21 protein-coding genes are annotated in these 23097 nt (G+C 47.2%); 12 read left to right on the forward strand and 9 right to left on the reverse strand.

What is annotated here, in order from left to right:
* Nucleotides 1-65: 65 nt before the first annotated feature.
* From pntA to AC6R0L_RS03685, 8 genes are all read left to right on the forward strand, one after another.
* Complete coding sequence (gene pntA, locus AC6R0L_RS03650) at nucleotides 66-1613, forward strand: Re/Si-specific NAD(P)(+) transhydrogenase subunit alpha (protein ID WP_334551883.1); 1548 nt, start codon at nucleotides 66-68, stop codon at nucleotides 1611-1613.
* Between the two features lie 12 nt (nucleotides 1614-1625).
* Nucleotides 1626-3002 carry a Re/Si-specific NAD(P)(+) transhydrogenase subunit beta gene (gene pntB / locus AC6R0L_RS03655; RefSeq protein WP_334551882.1) on the forward strand — a complete coding sequence of 459 codons (1377 nt, stop codon included), beginning with the start codon at nucleotides 1626-1628 and terminating at the stop codon, nucleotides 3000-3002.
* Between the two features lie 175 nt (nucleotides 3003-3177).
* Nucleotides 3178-4608, forward strand: coding sequence for a sensor histidine kinase VxrA (gene vxrA, locus AC6R0L_RS03660; RefSeq protein ID WP_500628395.1), 1431 nt, complete (start codon nucleotides 3178-3180; stop codon nucleotides 4606-4608).
* The gene (gene vxrB / locus AC6R0L_RS03665; RefSeq protein ID WP_334551881.1) at nucleotides 4583-5242 is read left to right on the forward strand and encodes a response regulator transcription factor VxrB; all 660 of its coding nucleotides are present in this window, start codon (nucleotides 4583-4585) and stop codon (nucleotides 5240-5242) included. The genes vxrA and vxrB overlap by 26 nt, the downstream gene beginning before the upstream one ends.
* A 1-nt stretch (nucleotide 5243) precedes the next feature.
* Nucleotides 5244-6119, forward strand: a complete 876-nt coding sequence (locus AC6R0L_RS03670) for a DUF2861 family protein (RefSeq protein ID WP_334551880.1) — start codon at nucleotides 5244-5246, stop codon at nucleotides 6117-6119.
* A gap of 60 nt (nucleotides 6120-6179) precedes the next feature.
* Complete coding sequence (locus tag AC6R0L_RS03675) at nucleotides 6180-7328, forward strand: conjugal transfer protein TraF (protein ID WP_500628396.1); 1149 nt, start codon at nucleotides 6180-6182, stop codon at nucleotides 7326-7328.
* A 72-nt stretch (nucleotides 7329-7400) separates the two neighbouring features.
* Nucleotides 7401-7553, forward strand: a complete 153-nt coding sequence (locus AC6R0L_RS03680; RefSeq protein ID WP_487901495.1) for a YoaH family protein — start codon at nucleotides 7401-7403, stop codon at nucleotides 7551-7553.
* A 496-nt stretch (nucleotides 7554-8049) separates the two neighbouring features.
* On the forward strand, nucleotides 8050-8238 hold the full coding sequence (locus AC6R0L_RS03685) for a DUF3693 domain-containing protein (protein ID WP_500628397.1): 189 nt from the start codon (nucleotides 8050-8052) through the stop codon (nucleotides 8236-8238).
* A gap of 147 nt (nucleotides 8239-8385) precedes the next feature.
* Here the strand turns inward: AC6R0L_RS03685 and yciH are convergent, their stop codons facing one another.
* Nucleotides 8386-8697, reverse strand: coding sequence for a stress response translation initiation inhibitor YciH (gene yciH, locus AC6R0L_RS03690; protein WP_500628264.1), 312 nt, complete (start codon nucleotides 8695-8697; stop codon nucleotides 8386-8388).
* A 1-nt stretch (nucleotide 8698) separates the two neighbouring features.
* Nucleotides 8699-9073: a DUF3319 domain-containing protein gene (locus AC6R0L_RS03695; protein ID WP_487901497.1), complete on the reverse strand. Its 375-nt coding sequence runs from the start codon at nucleotides 9071-9073 to the stop codon at nucleotides 8699-8701.
* A 135-nt stretch (nucleotides 9074-9208) separates the two neighbouring features.
* On the opposite strand from AC6R0L_RS03695, the gene AC6R0L_RS03700 reads away from it, so the two are divergent.
* Nucleotides 9209-10129, forward strand: a complete 921-nt coding sequence (locus tag AC6R0L_RS03700) for a tyrosine-type recombinase/integrase (RefSeq protein ID WP_500628265.1) — start codon at nucleotides 9209-9211, stop codon at nucleotides 10127-10129.
* Here AC6R0L_RS03700 and AC6R0L_RS03705 read toward each other — a convergent pair.
* Together AC6R0L_RS03705 and AC6R0L_RS03710 are read right to left on the reverse strand one after the other, a co-directional pair.
* Nucleotides 10119-11114 carry a D-alanine--D-alanine ligase gene (locus tag AC6R0L_RS03705; RefSeq protein WP_487901499.1) on the reverse strand — a complete coding sequence of 332 codons (996 nt, stop codon included), beginning with the start codon at nucleotides 11112-11114 and terminating at the stop codon, nucleotides 10119-10121. The two genes, AC6R0L_RS03700 and AC6R0L_RS03705, sit on opposite strands and share 11 nt — an antisense overlap.
* Nucleotides 11115-11284: 170 nt before the next feature.
* The gene (locus AC6R0L_RS03710; RefSeq protein WP_334551873.1) at nucleotides 11285-11860 is read right to left on the reverse strand and encodes an SPOR domain-containing protein; all 576 of its coding nucleotides are present in this window, start codon (nucleotides 11858-11860) and stop codon (nucleotides 11285-11287) included.
* Nucleotides 11861-12081: 221 nt separating this feature from the next.
* On the opposite strand from AC6R0L_RS03710, the gene AC6R0L_RS03715 reads away from it, so the two are divergent.
* Nucleotides 12082-14763 (forward strand): bifunctional acetate--CoA ligase family protein/GNAT family N-acetyltransferase, encoded by a 2682-nt coding sequence (locus AC6R0L_RS03715; RefSeq protein WP_500628266.1) that lies wholly within the window; start codon nucleotides 12082-12084, stop codon nucleotides 14761-14763.
* A 31-nt stretch (nucleotides 14764-14794) separates the two neighbouring features.
* Here AC6R0L_RS03715 and AC6R0L_RS03720 read toward each other — a convergent pair whose 3' ends face one another.
* Nucleotides 14795-15691 carry a LysR family transcriptional regulator gene (locus tag AC6R0L_RS03720; RefSeq protein ID WP_500628267.1) on the reverse strand — a complete coding sequence of 299 codons (897 nt, stop codon included), beginning with the start codon at nucleotides 15689-15691 and terminating at the stop codon, nucleotides 14795-14797.
* Nucleotides 15692-15937: 246 nt separating this feature from the next.
* Between AC6R0L_RS03720 and AC6R0L_RS03725 the strand changes: the two genes are divergently transcribed.
* Nucleotides 15938-18070 (forward strand): TonB-dependent hemoglobin/transferrin/lactoferrin family receptor, encoded by a 2133-nt coding sequence (locus AC6R0L_RS03725; protein ID WP_500628268.1) that lies wholly within the window; start codon nucleotides 15938-15940, stop codon nucleotides 18068-18070.
* Between the two features lie 405 nt (nucleotides 18071-18475).
* On the opposite strand, the gene AC6R0L_RS03730 is transcribed toward AC6R0L_RS03725, so the two are convergent.
* From AC6R0L_RS03730 to AC6R0L_RS03740, 3 genes are all read right to left on the reverse strand, one after another.
* On the reverse strand, nucleotides 18476-20170 hold the full coding sequence (locus tag AC6R0L_RS03730) for an SgrR family transcriptional regulator (protein WP_487901504.1): 1695 nt from the start codon (nucleotides 20168-20170) through the stop codon (nucleotides 18476-18478).
* Between the two features lie 92 nt (nucleotides 20171-20262).
* Nucleotides 20263-20493 (reverse strand): DUF3389 family protein, encoded by a 231-nt coding sequence (locus AC6R0L_RS03735; RefSeq protein ID WP_487901547.1) that lies wholly within the window; start codon nucleotides 20491-20493, stop codon nucleotides 20263-20265.
* Nucleotides 20483-20926, reverse strand: coding sequence for a hotdog fold thioesterase (locus AC6R0L_RS03740; RefSeq protein WP_500627171.1), 444 nt, complete (start codon nucleotides 20924-20926; stop codon nucleotides 20483-20485). Before AC6R0L_RS03740 ends, AC6R0L_RS03735 begins: the two co-directional genes overlap by 11 nt.
* A 147-nt stretch (nucleotides 20927-21073) precedes the next feature.
* Between AC6R0L_RS03740 and AC6R0L_RS03745 the strand changes: the two genes are divergently transcribed.
* Nucleotides 21074-21862: a M48 family metallopeptidase gene (locus AC6R0L_RS03745; RefSeq protein ID WP_500628269.1), complete on the forward strand. Its 789-nt coding sequence runs from the start codon at nucleotides 21074-21076 to the stop codon at nucleotides 21860-21862.
* 97 nt (nucleotides 21863-21959) lie between these two features.
* On the opposite strand, the gene AC6R0L_RS03750 is transcribed toward AC6R0L_RS03745, so the two are convergent.
* Nucleotides 21960-23042, reverse strand: a complete 1083-nt coding sequence (locus AC6R0L_RS03750; RefSeq protein ID WP_500628270.1) for a site-2 protease family protein — start codon at nucleotides 23040-23042, stop codon at nucleotides 21960-21962.
* Nucleotides 23043-23097 lie beyond the last annotated feature (55 nt).

Raw genomic sequence — 23097 nt, forward strand, 5'->3', positions numbered from 1 at the left:
GCAGTCTGTTTTTACGTTGGATAAAAACAAATCAAACAGTGTTGCGAATAGTCAAGGAATAGCTAATGCAGATTGGTGTGCCAAGAGAGTCGCTCCCCGGTGAGACGCGTGTTGCTGCGTCACCCAAATCGGTCGAGCAATTAATTAAATTGGGGTTCAGCGTTGCCGTTGAATCAGGAGCAGGAGAGAAAGCCAGTTTTGATAATGGTGCGTTTGAAGCCGCAGGGGCGAGCATCGTCTCAACGCAAGACGTGTGGCAATCAGACGTCATTTTAAAGGTCAATGCGCCGATTATCGATGACACGCTGGATGAGTTGGCTTTGATTAAGGAAGGGGCCACGCTGATTAGCTTTATTTGGCCAGCACAAAACCCAGAATTGATGGAGAAGCTTTCGAGCAAAAACATTAATGTTATGGCGATGGATGCTGTGCCGCGTATCTCACGTGCTCAAGCGTTAGATGCGCTCTCATCAATGGCAAATATTGCCGGGTATCGTGCTGTAGTTGAAGCCGCGCATGAGTTTGGTCGATTCTTTACTGGGCAAATTACCGCCGCGGGTAAGGTGCCGCCAGCGAAAGTTTTGGTGGCTGGTGCTGGTGTTGCTGGTCTAGCTGCGATCGGTGCAGCCGGCAGTCTTGGTGCGATCGTTCGTGCGTTTGACGTGCGCCCAGAAGTAAAAGAGCAAGTGCAATCGATGGGCGCTGAGTTCCTTGAAGTCGACTTCAAAGAAGATTCTGGCGCTGGCGATGGTTATGCGAAAGAGATGTCGGATGAGTTTAACAAAAAAGCGGCTGAGCTTTACGCTGAGCAAGCGAAGGATGTCGACATCATCATCACTACCGCACTGATCCCGGGTCGCCCTGCACCTAAGCTTATCACCAAAGAGATGGTCGACAGCATGAAAGCGGGCAGTGTGATTGTTGATTTGGCTGCGGCCAACGGCGGTAACTGCGAATACACTGAAGCAGACAAAGTGATCACAACAGCCAATGGTGTCAAAGTCGTGGGCTACACCGATATGGTCGGCCGATTGCCCACACAGTCATCGCAGCTCTATTCAACCAACCTCGTCAACTTGCTCAAACTGCTGTGCAAAGAGAAAGATGGCAACATCACCATCGATTTTGATGATGTTGTTATCCGCGGTGTCACTGTAGTTAAAGAGGGTGAAGTGACTTGGCCTGCGCCACCAATCAAAGTCTCAGCTCAACCAGAGCAGAAAAAAGCGCAGCCAGTAAAAGCAGAGCCGAAAGTTGAAGAGCCCACTTCTCCAGTGAAGAAACTGGCGGCGTTAGCTGTGGGTGTCGGTGCGTTTGCATGGATAGCCTCTGTCGCGCCAGCGGCCTTCTTGTCACATTTCACAGTGTTTGTTCTTGCATGTGTCGTTGGCTACTACGTGGTTTGGAATGTTACTCACGCTCTGCATACTCCGCTGATGTCGGTGACCAATGCAATTTCTGGCATTATTGTTGTCGGCGCTCTGTTACAAATAGGCCAAGGCAACGGAGTGGTGTCATTTTTGGCGTTCATCGCTGTGTTGATTGCCAGTATTAATATCTTCGGTGGATTCACCGTCACCAAGCGTATGCTTGAAATGTTCCGTAAAGACTAAGGAGTAACAAGGATGTCTGCAGGATTAGTACAAGCAGCTTACATTGTTGCTGCATTATTCTTTATTTTAAGTTTGGCCGGGTTGTCAAAGCAGGAGTCTGCTCGCGCAGGTAACTACTATGGTATCGCTGGTATGTCGATCGCGTTGATCGCCACGATCTTTGGTCCTGAATCGCAAGGCTTTGCGTGGATCATCGTTGCTATGGTGATCGGTGGGGGTATCGGCATCCACTATGCGAAGAAAGTCGAAATGACCGAAATGCCAGAACTGGTGGCGATTTTGCACAGTTTTGTTGGTATGGCGGCGGTATTGGTTGGCTACAACAGCTACCTCGACGCACCAGAGGCAGCAACGCATGCCGAGCACGTTATCCACTTGGTTGAGGTGTTCTTAGGTGTCTTCATTGGTGCAGTTACCTTTACAGGTTCCGTGGTCGCATTTGGTAAGCTGCGCGGTATTGTGTCATCTTCACCATTAAATCTGCCGCATAAGCACAAAATGAACCTTGCGGCGATTGTGGTATCAACGCTTTTGATGGTGCATTTCGTCAACGCTGACGGCAGTATGTTCGCACTGCTTGTGATGACGTTGATTGCGTTTGCGTTTGGTTACCACTTGGTTGCGTCCATCGGTGGGGCGGACATGCCTGTGGTGGTTTCGATGCTCAACTCTTACTCAGGTTGGGCAGCGGCAGCGGCCGGTTTCATGCTCGCCAACGATCTCTTGATCGTCACCGGTGCGCTTGTGGGCTCTTCCGGTGCGATTCTCTCCTACATCATGTGTAAAGCGATGAACCGCTCGTTCATTAGTGTGATCGCCGGTGGTTTTGGTCAAGAAGTGGTGATTTCTGAAGATGTTGAGCAAGGTGAGCACCGCGAGACAACAGCAGAAGAAGTGGCCGAGATGCTGAAAAACTCCAAGTCTGTGATCATCACCCCAGGATACGGTATGGCCGTTGCCCAAGCGCAGTACCCAGTGCATGAAATTACCGAAAAACTTCGTGCACAAGGTGTGGAGGTGCGATTTGGTATTCACCCTGTTGCGGGCCGACTACCTGGTCACATGAACGTATTGCTCGCGGAAGCGAAAGTTCCTTACGACATCGTATTGGAAATGGATGAAATCAATGACGATTTCTCAGAGACCGATACCGTGCTTGTCATCGGTGCTAACGACACGGTGAACCCAGCCGCGCTGGAAGATCCAAACAGCCCGATCGCTGGCATGCCCGTGTTAGAAGTGTGGAATGCGCAAAATGTGATTGTCTTCAAACGCTCTATGAACACTGGTTACGCTGGCGTTCAGAACCCATTGTTCTTTAAGGAGAACACTCAGATGCTGTTTGGTGATGCGAAAGAGAGTGTCGACGCCATCTCCAAAGCGTTGTAATCTCCCCTCACAGTACGATAAAGCCAGCGTAATGCTGGCTTTATGCGTTTTAGTGGTAATGATTCCTGACATCAATATTACATTTGAAATGTCTATTTTTGTCATAATGGTTTATTCTATTTCTAACTTACTGATTTAATGAATTTTTACAGTGATTAAACCCGTAAACATACTGATAACTGCTTTGATAACTCTGGCCACGAAGGGGGCGTTAGCGAACTCTTTGCCTGAGCGTATCGACACATTTATTGATATGTTTGACCGCTCTGAGGCGGTAGTGAGTTACGATATTCGCGTACTACAGGCTGATTACCCCACACGTCTGCTTACGCCTGAATCTATGTTGCCGCAAACGGCGTATTATCCTCTCAAAGATATTCAGCGCTTGTATGATCTCGCAAGAGACTGTACAGGTAAGCTCCCTCTGAGCCCTTTAGTGACGGAGCCGTTGGTGTTTACCCGTTCTGTATGTAAAGGGAATACCGTGAGCACCAAGTGGTTTGCGCGCAGTGCGCTTATCCATCCTGGCGGCGGAACCTACGCAAGTCGTTACGTTGCACTGCATCCGGAAAAACTGGATGAGCTATCGCAATACATGCACATCAAAGAGCGTCCGCTCGATCCAGAAACGACCTTATTAGGGCGATTGCAGCGAATGGATGAGTCTGCCATGTTGGCACTATTGGCAGGATCCAGCATGTTTTTGGATCGAAATGCACTCTGGCTTCGCAATAATGATGAATATTTGGTGTATCCAGACAATGTTTGGAAAACCTATGTCGATCAGAGTGGTCTAAAAGTAGAGCCGAAATCCACGGCGGTACGCTGTTTCGCACAGCGGGGCAATTTGTGTTGGGATATTGAAGATCAATCAGAGATCTTACGAATTAGCATGGCAGTTTTAGTGGTCGCGAACATTTTGCTGGTACTGGGTTGGTTGACGTATCGCTGGAACACCAAGCGCCAAGAAATGAAAAGTCGTATGCTGATTTTGCAGATCTTGACGCACGAACTGCGCACGCCAATCGCTAGTTTATCCTTGACGGTTGAAGGCTTTCGTCGTGAGTTTGAAAAGCTGCCAGAGTCAGTGTACGACGAATTTCGTCGATTATGTGAAGATTCTAGGCGATTGCGCCAACTGGCCGAAGCCAGTAAAGATTATTTGCAATCAGATAACAAACCATTGGCCGCAGATTGGGTACCATCTGTCAGCGAGTGGCTTGAGTTCAAATTAGAAGAAGAATTTGGCGACAAAGTTGAGTTCTTAATTAACCAAGATGTCGCGGCAAAGCTCAATGTCTACTGGCTAGGGACTTGCATCGACAACTTAATCCGCAATGCCATTAAATATGGCGTTGCTCCTGTTCAACTTGAGGTTGAAACCTCAGTGGACATGATTACGCTAAAGGTCAAAGACCAAGGCCAGTTAACCCATAAAGATTGGCGCAATTTGCGCAAACCCTTTGTGAGCAAAAGCGGCCTGGGCTTAGGATTAACCATAGTTGAATCGATGGTCGGACGTATGGGCGGAACTATGAACCTCATCGGCCCACCGACAACATTTATATTGGAGATACCCTGTGAAACAGACACTGCTTCTCGTTGAAGACGACAAAAATTTAGCTGACGGCCTACTAGTTAGCCTTGAACAAGCAGGTTACGAATGTTTTCACTCTGAAACCATTGCGGACGTGGCACAGTACTGGGATAAAGCAGACTTGGTGGTCCTTGATCGCCAATTGCCTGATGGTGATTCTGTAGCGCACTTAACCGATTGGAAAAAAATCAAAGATGTTCCAGTGATCTTATTGACGGCTCTGGTAACGGTAAAAGACAAAGTCACAGGTTTAGATGCCGGTGCGAATGACTATTTAACCAAACCTTTCGCTGAAGCGGAGCTATTTGCTCGAATTCGTGCGCAGTTGCGCTCTCCGGACGCCGAAGCTCAAGATGACTCCAAAGTGACGACCAGCGACTTGGTGATCGACAAAGCGACCCGTGAAGTGTTCTACAAAGAGGAATCCATCACCTTAACACGTACAGAGTTTGATCTCTTGTTGTTCCTAGCCAGTAACTTAGGCCGCGTGTTTACTCGCGACGAACTGCTCGATCATGTTTGGGGATACAATCATTTTCCTACCACACGTACGGTTGACACACATGTATTGCAGCTACGTCAAAAACTCCCAGGTCTAGAAATCGAGACCTTGCGCGGTGTTGGATACAAAATGAAAGCCTAACATGAAGATACGGGCCCTCTTATGGGGTGCACTCATTGCGAGTGCACCTGCACTCAGCGATACCGCGCCTTGGTTTGAGGACAACACACCGTTGACTCAAGCTCATAAGCATCTACTCAACAATAACTTGTCGGGTATGTTTTCTTCATTGGTGGAAGTTTGGCAACTCGAATCAACCTCAAATTTATCAAGCCACCTCAATTCGTTACTCCTTCAATCGCTTGAAGTGGACTGTGGAAAAGGCCTAGATACCAATCCCACGCCCACCTGGATATCCTCGGTTGTCATCCGCCGTACTAACATTGAAAGCCCTGGGCGCGATGCGTTTCGAGCCATCGTCGAAGTGGATTCAGAAAAGCCCATTCGAGATATCGCATTAACCCAGTGGGTATCTCGTAATATATCCACTGACAACACTTTGACTAAGTTACCGGGTAACGAAAGTGGCCTGAGTAAATACATTAAGCGATACAACTTGAACAGTCGTTTACCTATGGGACTCTATCGATTGGACGTCACTGCCGCCGATCAATCCTCTTGGAGTGCTTGGGTGTTGCTTGGCGAGCCCAATGCTGCGATTGATGTTCGTTGGAAATCAAAGGATGAGTGGAGTATCGATCGCACCGCATTACTCAACCCGCACTGCCCATTACCTAAGCTAGAAACGGGGATTTACGACTATGTGGATGGCAAATATAACCAAATTTGGACAGAGGTACATGTTTCCGATTTTCCGACTGCGCTGAAACCGAATGTGGTACCAGCAGGTCGTTACGTGTTGGCCGTTTCCATCAATCAACAACGTTGGCAAGGGCCAATAATTGTTGAACAATCCCAAATTATCAGCAAAACCTATGATGTTTCTGTAGAGGAATAGTTAAAGTTCATAGACAATAAGACGATATAAATGAATGGAACTGAAAAGATTTATATCGCTATGGATAATAAAATTAAATTCTTGAGCCTGTCTATTGCTCTGACTGCCACGTCAGCCTCTGCCGCCAACTACGCCATTGAAGCACGTGGTGATGCCATGGGTGGCGTAGGGGTGGTATCCGCCAATTTTCTCACTGCACCGTTCTACAATCCCGCGCTTACCGCTATTTACCGTCGCAATGATGATGTCGGGATGATCGTGCCTTCTTTTGGTCTCTCGTATAGTGATCAAGATAATATGGTGAATGATCTTGATACAGTGGCGGACCTATTAGAGACCAATGACCCTAGTAGAATTAACGAGTTAGGACAAGCGCTTGATGATCTGCAAGGTGATCAAGCTAAGTTGGAAATGGGTGGCGTTGTAGCGTTTGCAATTCCGAATAGCTTTATCGCTGCCAATGTTTTCGGCAAGTTATACACCGAGTCATACGCAACTCCTGATATTGCAACGGATAGTACAGCAGGCACAGAGGAGCAACGTATTTTAGAAAATGCGCAAAATAGCTCTGTTAGTGCTGTTTCTATCGGAGTTGCGGAAGCGGGTATCTCTCTAGCTAAATATCAGACATTTCTCGGACAACACATTGCGTTTGGTGTCTCACCAAAACTGCAGCGTATTTACACATACGTGTATGAAGCATCTCTAGCTGACTACGATATAACAGACGTACGTGAAAACGGAACTGGCGAAACCATGTTCAATATGGATGCAGGTTTCCTGTGGTTCCATGGTCCGTTACGCGCGGGTATCTCCGCGACTAACTTGATCAGCCGTGACATCGAAACGAAAGCGACTACGTCTGGGCGTACGTATCAATATCAACTAGGACCGCAATACACCGTCGGTTTTGGTTTAGTTGCTGACTACGCGACAATCAGTGTTGACTACGACCTCAATGAAGACAAACGTTACACTGACTTTGAAGACAATACACAAATGCTCAGAATTGGTGGCGAAATTGATATCATGCGTCAGTTAAAACTACGAGCTGGATGGAAACGCAATCTTGCGTATGACAATCAAGATGACACGTTGACAGCAGGTATAGGTATATCGCCATTGAACCTGTTTCAACTCGATATTGGTGCAAGCTACACCAATGAAGATTCTATGGGCGCCTTTATTAATTTCTTAGGCAGTTACTAAAGGCGAGGGTAGCGCTAGCCACCTCGAATGATTCGTACTATAGTCGGGCTCCTATAAAAAGGAGCCTTTTTTATGTTTGATGATTTACCACCCCTGACACACGAAGAGCAGCAAAAAGCCGTAGAGCGGATTCAAGAGCTAATGGCAAGCGGGATGAGTACCGCGCAGGCGATAAAAGTCGTTGCCGATGACATACGCAAAGCCGCAGCAAAAAACAAACAATAACCCACCTTGAGAGAGCCAATGGCTCTCTTTTTTTTGCCTAAAACAAAGTGGTTACAGAAACTGAAAGTCATGTCGAAAGCAATAACATCAAGATTAAGTTTATTAATTACAATGGTTTATGTTGGTTTATTATTCTGCCGCTAACTTATTTTTACTTCATGGTGTAATTTAATTACACAACTGAAAGCCGATCGGTGTAAGCGCTTACTATTGGTAGTTAATCATGCTGACGGGTGATGCCGTCACTGTTGCCGGCTTTGACCAATGATGTCGCCTTGTCATTTACAGTCACCTATAAATTGGACGGATGGTTTGGATACGAGAGTGAAGTGACGCGGTCACGTAAACTTAATCTAATTAATGTAATTAAGATAACGAGAGTTAAAAGCGGGTGATTTTGTGAGGACTACAAGGTCCGACTAGAGGTGTTTTGGTTAGCGCCGTTTTTAAGTCGCGCACAGTATCGCCAACAGAGAAAGTTTGTGCGGACAAAGAAATGGTGTTGGTTTACTTGGCGGCTGATAAAGCCAAGTCGCACGAAGCGCAAACGCTGTGGAGCCAGATCGCAAAAAAGTATAACGGGCTAGGAATTACAAGCGTATCAAGTGCTTATGCAGTATTTAGCCTTAGCTCAGATGACCTATTTCAACGTGTTAATGAGTGCGTATTATCTATCTTATGTTAAATATGGTTGTTCAAATATAGGGAGCCACGCTCCCTATTCGATCTTTACGGTTAAATACAGCATTCATTAAACATAACTTAATTTACCATAAAATACCTAATAATCAGTTTGTTAATCTGCGATTACCAAACCGCTTATTACTTAGCATTAACCGCCAGCGAGCTTTACCGTAAAGCCTTTCTTTTCTAGATGGGCTTTGATTTTATCTCGCGCGTCGCCTTGGATCTCAATGTTGCCATCTTTAACTGAACCGCCGCAGCCACACACTTTCTTAAGTTCTGCTGCGAGGAGTTTCAATGGCGCGTCATCCAAATCAAGGCCAGTGACAATACTCACGCCTTTGCCTTTGCGGCCTTTGGTTTGACGTTGAATACGCACAATACCGTCGCCTTTTGGGCGTTGTACTTTCTCTTCATCTGGCTTAATTCGGCCAACTTCTGTTGAATACACTAAAGACATATTACTTCTTCTGTTGCTCTGCTTTTTGTTTCGCGACCAAGTATGCCTCTATGTGCTTCTGAATGGCAAGTTTTCCGCCCTTAAGTAACCTGCCATTGAAAAAACAATACCAAGCGTTGGGTTCGCCTGTATCATTCTTTAGGGTGAAACCATTAAAATTCTCTTGTGCGGGCTGGCCTGAACCTTCACGTTTCGAGTTGATGGAACTGAATTCGCGGGGATCGATAATGGTCGCAGTGTCACAAAACCAATCAATGCTCTTCTTCACCGCCGCCATACTGCCTTGCAGTTGGTGATTTTTGATTTGCACTTGCCAAATCTCTGTAGAGTTCCCGGCAGTTTTAAGGTTAAAACCTCGATAAGTCGCTACTGGCATAGTATGTATTGTCTTAGTTATGAGTTAAATTAATGATAATTGTAATTCCTTGTTTATCAAGTATCTCGATATGAGTTTGTGCGTTTTTATAGTGAATCCATGAGAAAAAATGTTCGAATAGTGACCGATAACAGCATGAGACAAACATTGACTCGTGCACTCAACAAACAGACGACAATTCAAGACCTTAACCTTGTTACCGATGGGCAATACTCGCACAATTCCGTCTTGGCGATGAGTAATGATTGGAATCGTTTCTACAACTTTTGTCTTAGTCACCATGTTGTCGCGCTGCCAGCCGCCTCGACGGCAGTACGGTTATTTCTGCAGTCGGAATCGAGAAACAGAAAGTACGCCTCCATTCGTCGTTACAGTGTCACCATAAGTTTGATGCACCGCATATTGGGCTACGACGATCCCGTCAACACCCACTCTGTTAGGCGCTTGATGTCTGAACTTAGCAACGAAAAGCGTGGGGATGCGACATCAAGCCATGCCTTTACTAAATCCTCGCTCGATACACTGACTGATAAGCTTGAGCGCTCGAATACGCCAATCGATGTTCGAAATCTAGCGATTTACCACGTGATGTTTGAGTGTTTGTTAAAACGTTCAGAGCTCAAATCGCTTAACGTTGGCAATGTGACGATTGAGTCATCGCAGGGGATTTTGAGCTTGGGTAATGAGTGTTATCGATTGAGTAAAGGTGCGACAGACAAGCTTAATCGTTGGTTGATTTTACGTGGTGTGGCTCCCGGTCCTCTTTTTGTCGCAATAGACAAACATGGTCGGTTTGGTACCGCACCTTTGGATGACTCCTCAATATACCGAATCATGCGCTCAGCGAGTGACAAGCTTGGCTTGGCACTTGATTTTTCTGGTCAGTCTTTGCGTGTAGGTGGAGCGATTGAGTTAGCTAAACAAGGTATAAACACGCGTGAGATTCAGACTTACGGTCGTTGGAAGAGCGCTGCTATGCCCTATTACTATGTTGGTAATACAGTGCGAGCAGCGCAAGAAAGGCTCAAATATAAAGTGATCCGCCCTATTGATTGAGTGACGTTGTCACGCAGTTGGCGAGAAACTGATGAAATGGCACACCGTCGTTGACCACCATCTTAGGGAACATTGAGATTGGGGTCATCCCAGGGAAGGTGTTGACTTCATTGAGGTAAAGCTCACCCTCTTGTGTCAAAAAGAAATCGATCCTAGAGAGGTGACGCAGCTTCATATGGGTAAAGACCTTTTCAGCGTTGAGTCGAATCATCTGTTGTTGCTGCTCGGTGAGATTAGACGCGACGATGTCCGTTGTGGAATGGCTCGTTGCACTGTATTTTTCTTCGTAGCTATAAAAGGCATCAGCAGGCGCCTTAACTTCACCGGGTAAGGTAATGTGCAGTTGGCCATCCATTTCGTAGGCCGCCACTTCAAGTTCTCGTGGCTTCACGGCTTTTTCGACCAGCACTTGATCGGAAAATGTGAACGCGTCTGCAATCGCCGTACGCAACTGATCGATATTAGTGACCTTGTAACAACCAACGGAAGAGCCCTGTCTCGCCGCTTTGACAAACACACTACCCCAGTTTTCAAAGGCTTGCTTACTCTGCTGATAAGTCTCTTCGGTGTTTTCTGTGAGAAACAAGTAAGGTGTGTTGGGGATGCCTAATGCGTCGTACCAAAGCTTAGAGGTGATCTTATTGAAGCTGTTGGTGCTCGCCTCAGGTCCACAGCCTAGATAAGGAATCCCTGATAGCTCGAGCATTGATTGAATATCACCCGTCTCCCCAGGGTAACCGTGTATGCACGGGACGACAAAATCGAGCGTGATGGCATCTGTTGCGGTATTTAAGGTGCCTGCATTGGTATCGAGATAGACTAACTCATCATCTTCGGTATGCCAGCCATCAGAGCGCATTTCAACGCGTACGACGTTAAACCCATCCGTCAAGGTAAGTTGTTCTTGCAGGTAATTGGCTGAAACGAGTGAGACTTCGTGCTCAGATGAGCCGCCGCCACAGAGTAATAAGATGTTGGTCGTCATTGATGGTCTTTCCGTAATGCAACAAAGAGGCTTATCCGATCTTAATGAAAACTCGGGAGCGTTTACACGTTTTTCGTCTATTCATATCGAGTTAGTTGGTTAGTTGTTGAATTTCTAAGCGGATAATAAGAAGAGTCATGAAAAAGGGGCGCTTGGCCCCTTTCATTCTATCAGTTTAGTTTGTTGAGCGTCGGGTACTGAGAGTTCTTAATATCATCGATGCTCTTAACAAATGGCTTGAGTGCTTGCAGTTCGGCTGGTAATTCACTCACTGCTTTTTTGGCATCCGCACGCGTCGCATAATCCCCATAAAGTACGGTGTACCACTTTGTGCCGTTCACGACTTTGTAGTTTTCCCAAATCGGTTGATCACCTTGAGGTAGTTGTCGAGCAAACTGGTCAACTTTCGTTTGTGACCCTACGGCCGCGACTTGAATCGTAAAACCAAAACGTGGATTCATCGCTTTCTGTTTAGCTGTCGGCGGTATGATTGCAACAGCAGGCTTGCTTTGTGGCTGCTTTTTCACCACTTGCTTGCTAGATTCTGGTGACATTTTCACAACATTAGGCTTGACGTTACTTTCGGTCACATCTTTTGCCATGCCCTGCTCAGAGACGACAGGTTTGGCGACAGATGCCGTTTGGTAATCTTCACGGTAGCTCTCTGAGCTGACATCGGTGACGTAATCACTGGATACACAAGCGGAGAGAACGACGGACAGGCCTACTATTGCGATTTTTTTCATGGGATGTTCGAATGCCTTAAACTAGAAATTACTGTAAATCATGCCGTTAGATAATCGTATAATCAACCCAACAATGAAATTATATACCAAGACTCTTGTGACACATGACACAAAGTCAGTGAGCAACACAGTGATCTGATTAAAACTACGTCAAACTCACGCAGCGAATGGGTCTAACCTCGGATACCATAAACAGAGTTAGATTCAAGGAGTGTCACGTTATGTCCAGTATCGCTGCGTTACTCAAGCCCTCGTCAGTCGCCGTCATCGGCGCCTCTTCGCGACCGATGAGAGCGGGCAACATCGTGATGAAAAACTTACTACAAGGTGGGTTTGAGGGCGCAATCATGCCTGTCACACCTCGTTATTCCTCTGTGTGTGGCGTGCTCGCCTACCCGACGATTGACTCGCTGCCGATTGTACCGGACGTCGCGATTTTATGTACTAGTGCGAAGCACAATGTTGAGCTGATACGTCAGCTTGCCGACAAACAAGTCAAGGCCGCGATCATTCTTTCGGCGGACATGCACCTCCCTGACCAAGATGGTATCACTCATCAATCACGCTGTTTAGAGATAGCGCGGGCCGCTGGCATGCGCCTGCTCGGTCCTAATAGTTTGGGACTCATCCTTCCTTGGCACAATTTTAATGCTTCGTTTTCCCCGGTGATGGCGCAAAAAGGCAAAATCGCGTTCATTTCCCAGTCTGCAGCTATGTGTACCACTATTTTGGACTGGGCCAACGACAAAGACATCGGATTTTCCGCATTTATTTCGATTGGCAATGCCAGCGATGTCGATTTTGCCGATCTTCTCGATCACCTCAGCACTGACACCAACACCGACGCGATCTTGCTCTATGTCGATACCATCAAAGATGCCAGACAGTTTCTTTCTGCCGCGCGTGCGGCGTCACGTAACCGCCGCATACTGGTGCTCAAAGGTGGGCGAACAAAAGCCGGACGTGCCGCTGCAAAAGCACACACTGGCGGCGATGACACGCTTGATATTATATATGATTCGGCGATTCGACGTACTGGTATGCTGCGCGTCAATAATTCACATGAACTGTTTGCAGCCGTTGAGACGTTGACTCACTCCGTCCCTTTGCGCGGCGAACGATTGGCCATCATTACCAATGGCGGTGGTCCCGCGATTATGGCGGTGGATACGCTGCTCGAACGTGGCGGCAAACTTGCGCAGTTGTCTGAAGAAACCATGTTGCGTTTAAGCTCCGCGTTGCCGCCCAGCTGGAGCCAAAGTAACCCCATTGACATGGTTGGCGACGCAGACCATTTGCGCTATGTGAATACGCTTAACGCTTTGATGGATACAGATTGTGCGGACGCCATTTTGATTATGCACAGTCCCTCAGCCGTGGCGGAGTCGGAGCAGACCGCACGAGCGATTGTCGAAGCGGTCAGAGCTCATCCTCGTCATCGACGTTTCAACATTTTGACGAATTGGTCTGGCGAGTTAACCGCCAAACCCGCGCGATTGCTGTTTACCCAAGCGGGCATTCCTACCTATCGTACTCCGGAGAGCGCTGTGGTGGCCTTCATGCATTTGGTCGAGTACAGACGAAATCAAAAACAGCTGATGGAAACCCCAACCACCGCAGAACCTATCGAGATCAATGATAGAAATGAAGCAAAAGTATGGATCAATGAGCGCTTAGAGCAACATGACGTTCGCCACCTCGATACTCATCAAATAGGGACATTACTCAAGCACTATGGGTTCAATGTGCTGCCGACATGGCTTGCGTCCGATGCGAGTGAAGCTGTGCATATCGCCGAAAGCATTGGCTATCCTGTTGCGGTAAAGCTTCGCTCACCTGACATTGCGCATAAATCCGATGTACAAGGTGTAATGCTTAATCTCAGAAATAGTCAAGAGGTGGCAAATGCGTCGCAAGCGATACTGGACCGAACGCAGCTTTCCTACCCTTCCGCCAATGTTCATGGTTTGATTGTGCAGGGCATGGCGAAATTGGCCGGCGGTGAAGAGATTCGTATTAAGATTAAACATGACAAGACCTTCGGACCAGTAATTCTTATCGGTCAGGGTGGCTCCGAATGGGACGAGGCCATCGACGCGGCCGCCGCTTTACCGCCGTTGAATATGGCGTTGGCGCGTTATCTTATCGTCATTGCGATTAAAAATGGCAAGATACGTCTGCAAAAACTCCCAGAACCGATGAACATACAAGGGCTCTCTGAGTTTTTAGTTCGTTTGTCTCAATTAGTGGTGGATTGCCCTCAAATTCATGAGCTGGATATACATCCAGTACTAGCAAATGGCTCACAATTTACTATCCTCGATGCGGATCTTACATTACGACGCTATCAAGGCGACGCCCAGCAGCGTTTGGCCATTCGACCGTATCCAGTAGAGTATGAAGAGTCGATTACATTGAAAAACGGTGACTCCCTACTCCTTCGTCCAATCTTGCCTGAAGATGAGCCGCTTCATGCGGATTTTATTCACAACGTCAGCAAGGAGGATCTCTACAAACGCTTCTTTACGGATGTGGGCGAATTTAATCATGAAGCGCTAGCGAATCTAACGCAAATTGACTATGACCGAGAGATGGCTTTTGTCGCAGTGCGTGAAGAGCAAGGTCAGCCGCAAATCATTGGCGTGTCACGCGCACTAATTAACCATGACAACACCGACGCCGAGTTCGCGATTTTGATCCGTTCCGATCTTAAGGGGATCGGTTTAGGTAAGGTGTTGATGAAAAAGATCATTGATTACTGCCACCATAAGGGCACCAAGCAAATGTCCGGTATGACCATGCCCACCAACCGCGGTATGCTAATGCTGGCGCAAAAACTGGGCTTCACCCTTGATATTCAGTTTGAAGATGGCGTCGCGGATATGGTGTTACCCTTGAATTAAGGAGCCAAGTGTTGAAATCCGTGAGTTGATATTAGATTTTTGCCAGAGTCTTCCAGTTTTTCTTCAGGTATTGGATGCACCAAGACTTGGCTTCGCCCATTTTATTGCGCTTCCAAGCTAAGACGATGTCGATGGTGACAGGTTCGGTATCGGTGATCTGTTTGAGCTCCCCTTTTTCAATCAAGCTTTGCGCCAGTTCGGCGGGAAGCGTTCCTATGCCTAGACCACTGCGCAGAGCATCGACTTTGGCAGCAAAGGTCGTGACGGTTAAACGCGGTTGGCGCTGCATCACATTGATGCTGATTGCCGGTTGCTCTCTTGCCGTATCCGCAATCGCAATAACACGATACTTCTCACGCGCTGATTCATTAAATGCGCCTGAACGTTTGTGTACGTAGTGATCACTGGCCGCGACCCAAATCATTTTCATTTCCCCTAATATTTCAGCCTTAACGTCATGGGGAAGCGCATCCAGTTTCGGACACACTAACAGGTCAGCTCGACCCGTACTCAATGCCTCCCAACTGCCGGCTAAAATCTCTTCTTGCAGTTTGACTCGAGTTGAACTGACATTGCCAAGCGCATCGACAAGGGGGAAAAAGTTGTGAACAGGAATGATGCCATCGAACGCGAGTGTAATATCGAGCTCCCACCCATTGGCTATAACACTGGCGTCATTGACGAGTTTCTCTGTCGCCGCCAATATGGCCCTACCTCGTTCGAGAATCAGTTTGCCTGCCTCAGTGAAATTCGCTTTGTGCCCAGAGCGATCAAAGATGGTGATATCGAGGTCTTGCTCGAGTTTCTGAATTTGATAGCTCAAAGATGATGGCGCTTTATCCAATTCATTCGCGGCGGCCGCAAAGCTTCCTCTTCGATCAATCGCGTCCAATATGTGTAAGGCTTCTAACGTTATCGGGCTTTGCATCGCTTACATTCCTATAAATGAGAATCATTATTGTGACATATATCTCACTAATGAAGTCTTGTTTTACCAATACACTGACTATTCTACAAGTTTAAGCTTCTGTTTTATATATAAAATATTGATAGGATTCATTCAAATTCCAATAGCTCAACTCAAAAGTGATATTGATAACGATAGTAATTATCATTTAGATCCAATAAAATTCAGGCCGTTCAACCAAACCTAATGGATTTAAGGTAATCATAAATGTATAAGAAATCACTATTGTCGGCTTCGATTGTTTTAGCCCTAACAACGAGTGCGTATGCACAAGAGTATGCCCTATTTGACGAAGTTGTGGTATCGGCAACGCGTACTGATCAACAGCTTAGTGATGTTGCTGCATCGGTTGCGGTGATCGATAACGACGAAATCGAAAGTAATATGACCACAGGTCTTGAGGATTTGTTTAAGTACACACCGGGTGTTAGTGTACAGACAAACTCTCGTCAAGGTGTGCAAGGCATCAATATTCGCGGCATGGAAGGCAACAGAATTCAAGTTTTGGTGGATGGCGTCAACCAAACCAACCAGTTCGCGCCAAGCGGTGGTCAGTCGTACAACTTTATCAACTCTTCACGTATTGATGTAGACACTGACCTGCTAAAATCGGTTGAAGTGGTTAAGGGGGCCGCCTCTTCCCTTTATGGCTCAGGCGCTATCGGTGGGATCGTGGCTTTTCAGACCATCGACCCGAGTGATTTACTGAAAGGTCGCAATTTTGGTGGCCATGCTAAGTTCAATTTCTCATCTTCTGACAACACGTTCAGTGAGTCGATTGCACTTGCCAACAAAACAGGCAATTTAGAAAGTCTCGTCGCCTACACGCGCAGGGATGGGAATGAAGTGGATAACTTTGGCGAGCCTGATGAGCAAGACACCACGGCTAACAGTTTATTGGTTAAGCTTCAATACCAAGCGTCAGATGATCACCGTTTCGAGTTTACGGGTAATATCTTGCACGATACGGTAGACACGCAGTTTATTAGCGACAGCTACAGTGATTACAACGGTGATGATACGACCGACAAGCAGCAGATCGGCATTAAACACATTTGGAATGCGGACGCGTCTATTGCAGACACGGTGACCTGGCAGTTGGATTGGTTGAGCAAAGAAGAAAATGGCGTGACCAATCGTACCTCAAATGGCGGAATGTTCTTACCGACGGCCGGTAACGTGCAGCGTAAAGATTACCTCTATTCGGACGAAGGCTTCCAGTTTGACGCGCAGTTTGATAAAGGATTTAACCTAGGTTCAACGGAGCACTTCATCGTCTACGGACTGTCGTTTGCCGATAAGGATATCAAAAACATCAACAACGAATACAACTCGATTGATGATGACAAAACGATTTTCTACATTCCTTCTGCCTCTGAACGAAACTACGGCTTATTTATCGAAGATACGATCACCATTGGTCAACTTACGCTGACTCCAGGTGTCCGTTTTGACAGCTTTGAGACAAAACCTGGTGACAGTTCGGAAAACCCAAGTGAAAACCCAGCGTCTGATTACCAAAAGTTCTCCGACTCTGCTCTCACTGGACGTCTAGGTGCGGTGTATGCACTGAATAAGCAGCACAAACTCTTTGCTCAAGTGAGTCAAGGTTTTAGAGCCCCTGATTTCCAAGAGTTGTACTACTCCTATGGCAACCCTAATTATGGCTACATCAATAAACCTAACCCTGATCTTGAGGCAGAGAAGAGTGTCTCGTATGAGTTAGGCTGGCGCCATAACACAGAGAACTCAGCTACAGAGTTGGCCGTGTTCTACAGTGACTACGACAACTTTATCTCTAGCGATACGGTCAGCGGTTCATTTACGCCAGCGGATCCCGCCGTTATTCAATACATCAACATTGATCAAGCAACCATCAAAGGTGTAGAGCTCTCAAACACATTCTATTGGGATGAGCAGTTGCCGCTTAACGGGATCAGTACGCGTGTTGCCGCGGCTTACACCGAGGGTGAAGATGGAGAAGGTAAACCACTTAACGACGTGACACCATGGAACACTGTGGTTGGCCTCAATTACGACGCACCTGCTGGTACTTGGGGTAGCGCGTTGACTGTCACCTATAACGCGGAGAAGAAAGCCAAAGACATCAACTCTGAAGGCTCAACTCGTGGAGATTACATCGGTATTGATGCCGCGACCATTGTCGACCTAACGGCTTACTACGTACCAATGAAAGATCTGACGCTACGCGCCGGACTCTTCAACGTAACGGACGAAGAGTATTACGAGTGGAATGATGTCAAAGGCTTTGTAGAAGAGGACAAAGATTTCACTCAACCGGGTCGTAACTGGGCAATCACGGCTAAGTACGAATTCTAAATATTGACGACGTCAAAAACAAAAAAAGCTCCCTTTTTAATAAAGGGAGCTTTTCTTTGGTTTCCAATAAAAGTGAACAAAAAAGGGTTGGAATCCATTAAGCGTTTGAGCTAGCCATCTCTTTCTTAACCATAAGCGCAGCAGCGACGATGAAAGCGACGATTAAACCTAGTTCCATTATGAACCTCGTTGATTTGTTGAAAATACCGAATTTAAACTTCGGTAATTCTAACAGTTTACGTCGTCGTGCAAAGTCCAAATGTTCACTTTTTTGCCAGTTTTATCGACTCAGTTCAAAAAAGCTGCGCTATGATTAATTTTTGACACATAAATCCGTCTTATCTTTGAGATAATACATGCCTTTATTACAAATAATTAACATTGAGCAGTGAGTGCTTGAGACTATCACTGTCCGAGTTCTGGTTTCACCCACACTGAACTAAAATCAAACCAGCCCAACGCGTTACACTGCGCATTTTGCAATGAACCGCATTGATCTTTACTCACTCCCAACCAACAGTGGAACATCGGAATTAACTGCATTCTTTCCACAAGAGACTGCCCTAGCGCTTTAGCGGGAAAAGGTCGGTTTTGATCACTTTGCCAATCCATCACAAGTTGCTGCCAATATTGAAAGTCATCTGACTGGCTCATCGCTTCAATATCGCTGTAGCTGAGTAACCAAGCAGCCAATGCATCATCACGATTGTTAGTGATGCCCATCGCTTTAACCCAGATATCCACATCGGCGAGATCAGGTGTCTCGTGCTCATAACGAATGAGGCGAACTGATACCTTGTCTTGTTTGAGAACACGCTCTATACACTTAACCAAAGTCGGAAACATCGGGTGTTGCGATTGGTAGGCAACCGTCACCTCTCGCTCTGTTGAGGGAGCTTCGACAGCGTCGGTTTTTATGTGGTGATACCAACCTGGCTTGAGTCCATGTGCCGGCAGAGCGCCCAACTCGACTAATTTCTCATCAGGAATTTGTTTAAATAAATTGAGCGTGGCTAGGCGGTCATGGAAATAGCTTGCCCATTGTGACTCTTTAGCCAGTCCCGTTTTACGATTGAAGAGCAAAAAGGTACAACCCGGGTCTAGCTCGACATTATCTGTGACACGCTCAATCCCAGTCGCAATTGGCTGCGAAAGGCTCGGAAAAATCATCGAAGAGAGCGCTCGCTCAATCACCCACACTTCCACACGATCGAGTAAAGGTCGGTAGCCAAAATACCCATCGTGCGCTTGAAGTACCAGACGTTTGGCATCATTTTGAACCACTTTGAACGGTCCTGTACCAATGGGAAACGCGTCATAATCGTCTTGTTGGTCTCGCTCTGGCAACGTGATCTTCGCACTCGACTCTGCTAACAGAACAGGCAAATGGTAATCAGGCCTAGAAAGGTATACATCAATAGTGTTAGCGTAACGACACTCAACGCATTCGATATGAGAAAAGAGCGTGTTTTGGCTCAATCGGCGCAGAACGGACAAAATGTGCTCAATAGTAAGCAACTCTCCGTTGTGAAAGCGTACCCCGCTACGAATGTAAAAGCGCCAATGCTGCGGTGTCACCAACTCCCAATTGTGCGCAATATCCGGCTCGATACGCTCTTGATCGCCAATTTTAGTTAAACCGCTGAATATCTGCGTGATGATGTGCAGCTCTGAACGGCGAACCCTTTTAGCGGGATTGAGAGTGGATAAGGGGCGATAGTAGGGTAAGCGAATCACCTGCTCACCTTGCTGGTGGACCACGCCTAAGTAGCTTTCAATCACTTGAGCTAACTTAGCGGTATCTTGATCGAGCGCTTTGAGCGCTTGGCTGATTTTTCCCTCATCTAAATATCTGCGAGCTAGAGTTTCGCTGACGTCACTGCGGCTACGTTTGAACACCAACTGGGAGAGCTTGCCGCGCCCCGGTGCTGGGTGCCACTCAAGCCACCCCTCTTCTTCCATTTTATTCAGCACGATTCGCGCATTTCGCCGTGTGCAGAATAAGATCTCTGTGATCTCTTCTAGTTGGACACCACAATCTTTGCCTTGGTAGTGCTCAAATAAAGTTTCGAACTGGACGCGTAATCTTGGGCTACTCATAAAGGGGAAATTCGTTGGTTTTGGATTCCAAACTAGTTTCCTCATTTATGAGCTCACATGCAAGTTTTGATATCTCACCCCAATACCGAGTTCTATGATATTGCGATACCTAATTGCTCGGCAACTTGGGTTAATTGATGGGCGTTATCGAGCGAGATTGACCAGCTAGCTTCAGACGCTCTTACCGCAATCACGTTACCGCCACCATAGAGCATGACGGCGTCCGCTTGGGCTTGCAACGTGACTCTACCCGGCCCTGCTAACTTAATCACCACTTCATTGGGGGTCGCGATGATTTTCCCTAAACTGAACTCAATCAGCATGAGCTTTCGTTCCACGATGTTTCTTAACCGCGATGGTCAAGCGACTGGTGCACACCAGTCGTTGCCTTTCGTCGGTGATATCAATTTGCCACACTTGTGTAGAAACGCCTAAATGCACGGGTCTGGCTGTACCGATGACATGCCCTTCCCGCATCGCGCGAACGTGGTTGGCGTTAATATCAAGTCCAACACAATAGCTTTCGTTATCAACACAGAAGTTTGCGGCCAGTGAACCGAGTGTTTCTGCGAGCACCACTGAAGCGCCGCCATGAAGCATACCGAGTGGTTGGTGGGTAAAATGACACACGGGCATGGTGGCCGTTAGGGAGTCATCACCAAAATCGGTATAGACGATATTGAGATGCTCAATCAGAGTGTTTTTTGAGGTTTGATTGAGTTTTTCCAGATCGATCTCTTTTTTCCATATTTTCATTCTGTGATCCGTCGTAATAAAAAGCGTTGTCGCGCGGTTGGTGCGTAGGAAACAGAGTCGCGTTGTAGCATAATGAAGCGGAATAACTCAAGCGTCATGACTCACAATGCCGACGCTGGCACATTCGTTACCTAGATGGAGAACGTCATGCACATCACTTATAAGCGCGGCTTGTCGCTATCCTTAATCGCTGCAAGCCTCGCGTTGTCTGCCTGTAGTTCATCGCCGACGGGGCGATCACAGCTGATTTTATTTTCCGATCAAGATATGAGCGCTTTAGGTGCCCAGTCATTTGAACAGATGAAAAGCGAACAGCCGATCAGTACCGATGCCAAAACTAACGCGTACGTGCAGTGCGTTGCCAAAACCATTACGGCTCATGTGCCCAAGCAAGCGGGATTTGACGAATGGGAAGTAGTGGTATTCGACAGTGACCAAGTCAACGCCTTCGCGCTCCCAGGTGGAAAAATCGGCGTATACACCGGATTGTTAAACGTCGCGGTCAATCAAGATCAGCTAGCAACGGTGATTGGCCATGAAATTGCGCATGTACTCGCCGATCACAGTAACGAGCGCTTATCTCAATCTCAAATTGCCAATGCAGGCTTACAAATCACCAACATCGCGTTGGGCAGTTCAGAGTATCGTGACATGACGATGGCGGCACTTGGCGTTGGCGTTCAATATGGCGTGCTGTTGCCCTACGGGCGTACCCAAGAATCCGAGGCGGATATCGTTGGGTTAGAATTGATGGCCAAAGCCGGCTTTGACCCTAAGCAAAGCGTCGCGCTGTGGCAAAATATGGCGAAAGCCTCCGGGGGTAATACGCCGCCTGAGCTACTCTCGACCCACCCCTCTCACAGTACACGTATTGATGATCTCAGCGCGAAAATGAAAACGCTGCCAGCGAGCAGCGTAAGCAAACCACAATGCTGAGTGTGCATACTCTACACAATGACCAACGGGAGCATGCTCCCGTTGTTTCTACCTAGTTCATGCTGTAAGCGTGATAGCGCGGTACGTATCGGGTCAATTAGGTACCCAATATCAATAGAGGTAGGCGTAGCAACTCATCGCCCGTATTAGCAAAGAAGGCAATAATCGCGGCTAACCCCGCTACCAAGCCCACATACCATATGGATGAAACAACTTGTCCATATCGGTCGAGCGGTAATAAATGGCTCGCATGGCGGCCACGCCACTCCAATACGATCTCAAGCATGCCCATGATGAGCAAGAAGCCAAACAAGGTCAGACCGAGCGAATAGCTGAGCAAGACCCCTGCCCCAGCTGCCGCACTGCACAGTACAATGCCAGCGACGCTGTTCATTGAGAAGCTGATGCTTTTTAGAATATGGCCGCCGTCGAGAGGCAAAATAGGCAGCAAATTAAACAAATTCAGCAGTGCATTAAACACCGCCAACCCCGCAAAGAAGGCTTCCCCTGTGAGCAGATAGACTAACGTCAACAGTAATGAAAGGATGAAGCCAAACATTGGCCCCATGATTGAGATCACCACGTCTTGCCAGCGAGTGTTGATCTTTTCGTCGCTGAGAGCGAGTCCGCCGAGAAACGGCACTAAATAGATGCCTTTGGTTTTCATGCCAAAGTATTTCATTGCTTTGACGTGCCCATATTCATGAAAGATTAAGCAAGCCAGTAGTGCTAAGGCAAACTGAAACGAGAACAGCCATGAATAGGCGGCTAAACTGGCTGATGCCAGTACAACCTTAATCAGTTTGGCGCTTTTTAGCGCTTTCATACCCAAAGAGACTAAGCCAATCAGGCTAAATCGTCTTTCTGCCTTTGGTGGTCGCGTCGGCTGCTGACGTTCAATGTCTTTTTCCGTGCGCGTGGTGGTTGAATAGAGTTGATCGTTGAGCATCACTCTCACTTCGAGTGAAAACGGCTGCCACTGCAACGTCAAATCCACTTTGCAGGCCAAGCGCTCATCCCCTTTGAGTAACTCAAATTGGTGGCTGGATTTGTGTCCGCGCTCGGCATTGGCATCGAGTTGTGACACTAAGTGGTTGTCCCAATAGATCTGTTGCCAGCCTGCCATAGAGGCTTCGCCCCGCAGCGGCTTGCCTAGAAAGTCGATAGAAAAGAGTTCCAAGAGGGTTCCTTTGGTTAGGTATGCGCACAATTCACCCGCGAATTATGCCGACTTG

The organism is Vibrio sp. R15-SG3-ISO1A, from assembly GCF_059833955.1.